The following is a 3,341-nucleotide window of genomic DNA, read 5'->3' as shown; positions in this document are numbered from 1 at the left end:
CCAAGTTTTTCACTCATTCCATATTCCGTTACCATAGCACGCGCCATTTGGGTCGCTTGTTCAAAGTCATTGGAAGCTCCTGTGGTTTGGACGTTGAAGATAATTTCTTCTGCAACACGTCCTCCCATCAATCCAGCCAATTGTTCTTTCATATCTTCTTTAGAAAGAAGCATTTGGTCTTCTTTTGGAAGAGCAATCATATAACCACCAGCACGTCCACGTGGAACGATGGTCACCTTGTGGACAACACGAGCATTAGATAAGACTAAACCAACAATGGTATGCCCTGCCTCATGGTAAGCAACCAATTCGCGTTCCTTTTGAGAAACTGTTCGGTCTTTCTTAGATGGACCAGCAATCACACGGTCTTCTGCTTCATCAATATCAGAGGCATCTATTACCTTCTTATTGCGACGAGCCGCTACCAGAGCTGCTTCGTTTAAGACATTTTCAAGATCCGCTCCAACAAATCCTGGTGTTTGTTGGGCAACTAGTTTCAAGTCGACATCTTTGGCTAATGGTTTGTTTTTAGCATGGACTCGCAAGATAGCTTCGCGTCCTTTTACATCTGGACGACCAACTAAAACCTTCCGGTCAAAACGACCTGGACGAAGGAGGGCTGGGTCTAAAACATCTGAACGGTTGGTGGCTGCAATCACGATGATGCCTTCGTTTCCTTCAAAACCATCCATCTCAATCAAGAGCTGGTTGAGGGTTTGTTCCCGTTCATCATTTCCCCCACCAAGGCCAACTCCCCGTTGACGTCCAACAGCATCAATCTCATCGATAAAGATAATGGCTGGAGCTGCTTTTTTAGCATCTTCAAATAGAGAACGAACCCGGCTTGCACCGACACCAACAAACATTTCAACGAAGTCAGAACCTGAAATACTAAAGAATGGTACGCCAGCTTCTCCTGCAACTGCTTTAGCAAGTAATGTTTTACCAGTTCCCGGAGGGCCTTCAAGAAGAACACCTGCTGGGATACGGGCACCCAATTTTGTAAAGCGTTTTGGATCTTTTAAGAATTCAACCACTTCAACGAGTTCTTGTTTTTCTTCTTCAGCCCCTGCTACATCTGAAAAACGAACCTTGATATCTTCTTTATTGGTAGCACGCGCTTTGTTACGGCCGAAATTCATAGCACCGCGGGCGCCACCGCCACCACCTTGATTCATCATAGAGAAGAAGAAGAACATGACAATCACAAAGGGAACGATTGAAGTCAGAATGGTAATCCACATTCCACTTGAGCTTTCCCGTTTAATAGTGATGTCAGCCTTATGTTCGGATGCTAAGTTTTGTAATTCTTGAACAGTCAAATCAGACGGTAAAATCACACTCGTGAAGCGAGTTACCTTACTTGGACTTGGAGTGAAAAATTGAACCCCTGTATCATCTTTGCTGGTTTTTGCTTTGTTATAAGTACCGGAAATTTCAATGACACTACCGTTTGGCTGGTAGTTAATTTCCTTGACGTTGTCTGATTTAAGCTCTTTTACCAATTCTGTATAATTGATCTGCTGACTTTGTCCGATACTATTTCCAGCAAAGAAATACTGAAAACCTGTAACAGCAGCTACAATAATCAACAAGTACAGAAAAGGATTTCGGACAAAACCATTATTTTTGTTATTTTTCATCTAGTTTCCTCTATTTTGAATACACTTCTTCTTTCAATACTCCGATATAAGGAAGGTTTCGATAGTTTTCATCGTAGTCTAAACCATAGCCCACAACAAACTCGTTTGGAATGGTAAAGCAAGTGTAATCTGCTTCAATCTCAACCAAGCGTCCTTCAGGTTTATCTAACAAGGTAGCAATTTTAACAGACGCTGGTTGACGTCCTTCAAACAATTCTTTCAAACTCTTAAGAGTTTTACCAGTATCAATGATATCTTCAACAAAGAGAATATCTCGGTCCTTAATGTCTTGGTCTATATCTTTGATGATATTAATCACGCCTGAGCTTGATGTTCCACCATGATAACTAGAAACTAGCATAAAATCCAACTCAATATGCGTATCAATATGTTTGATCAATTCCGCCATAAATGGGACTGACCCTTTTAAAATCCCTACTAAAATCGGATTTTTCCCTTGGTAATCTTCTGTCAGTTTTTTACCAAGTTCACGTGCTGCAGTCACGATTTCATCGTGGGAAATGAGTATCTTTTTGATATCTTGTTCTAACATCTTTTTTACCTATCTATTTTCTGGATATAAATTGTATCCTTCATTATACCATTTTTTAATTCCTTACTCAAATCACTGATCGCAATTTCAGGAATAGCCAGTATTTGTTTATCTTGTTCTAAAACCACCAGATTGTTTCGTTGATCTAAAGGGATTTTTTGGTTAATCAACAATCTGCTAACTTTTCTATGGTGACCGTTTATCAGAATACGATCTCCCCTTTTACGGGGTCGAAGAGAAACTGGATGGTTGTTTGGAAGTGGGATAGCCTCCATATATGAATCGCTTGGTTCTACTCCAAATAAAAAGCGATAAGCACCTACTGTCTTTATGGTTCCAAATTGTAACAAATCTTCTGACATTCGGTCATCCATCCTACGACTGATTTTCCGAATTTCAAAATAGTGATAATCTTTGTAAAGTTCATAACCATTCTTTAGAACTTGTTGCGTATTGGACTTAGTCACTACTATTCTGTGTAATTGTTCAAATTGTGCCCGACTCAATTGCAAATCTGGAAAACTAGCTAGATACTCTTCCAGCAAATAAATCTGGACAGCTGGTGATTGCTTTTGAAACTGTGTCACTTCTTGTGGATTCAAATCTTTGGTCAACTCTTTTAAAGCCTGGTGCCAATGACTGAGATCTTCTCCTAAGTTGACCAAAGCACTCGTCACTTGGGGGTTTTCTTTTTCTAAGAGTGGGAGAAAACGATGACGGATACGGTTACGGAAATAGTCCAAGGACCGGTTGCTCTTATCCTCGAAATGAAAAATTTCTGGAAAATCCTTTTTTTTGAAATGTAAGAGGGGACGGATCAACACACCCTGTCCAAATGGTTGTTTTAAAGGAATGCCTCTTAAATGCCGCGGACGACTTCCACGAATCAGACGCATCAAAATCGTTTCTGCCTGATCATCCATATGATGAGCAGTGACGAGAGCACTACAAGCTTCTTCTTTCATAACTTTTTTAAAGAACTTATAGCGGAATTGTCTAGCTCGGCTTTCAGAAAAAGGACCAGAGAAATGGGCAACCTTCAGCGGTAGATGTTTTGCTTTAGCTATTGCTTGAATTCCTCTTTCTTCTTGGTCAGCTTCAATGCGTTGGTGATGATTGACATGAGCAAGTACGAGGTCGATTCC

General features: G+C 40.5%; 3 protein-coding genes. All 3 read right to left on the bottom strand.

The annotated features are described in order from the left end of the window. On the bottom strand, window positions 1–1,643 hold a 1,643-nt coding region (gene ftsH, locus ACLOR3_RS03240), incomplete at its 3' end, for an ATP-dependent zinc metalloprotease FtsH (protein ID WP_412036982.1). A 10-nt stretch (window positions 1,644–1,653) separates the two neighbouring features. Beyond that, window positions 1,654–2,196, bottom strand: coding sequence for a hypoxanthine phosphoribosyltransferase (gene hpt / locus ACLOR3_RS03235; RefSeq protein WP_048789293.1), 543 nt, complete (start codon window positions 2,194–2,196; stop codon window positions 1,654–1,656). Between the two features lie 5 nt (window positions 2,197–2,201). Next, on the bottom strand, window positions 2,202–3,341 hold a 1,140-nt coding region (gene tilS, locus ACLOR3_RS03230; RefSeq protein WP_412036981.1), incomplete at its 5' end, for a tRNA lysidine(34) synthetase TilS.

Source organism: Streptococcus intestinihominis, from assembly GCF_046824975.1.
Taxonomy (GTDB): Bacteria; Bacillota; Bacilli; order Lactobacillales; family Streptococcaceae; genus Streptococcus.
The sequence above is the reverse complement of the archived record's forward strand: the minus strand, read 5'-3'. Positions and strand labels throughout refer to the sequence as shown.

Bases quoted from the DNA above. Each gene is read 5' to 3' on its own strand.
- hpt (WP_048789293.1), bottom strand. From the start codon at position 2,196: ATGTTAGAACAAGATATCAAAAAGATACTCATTTCCCACGATGAAATC.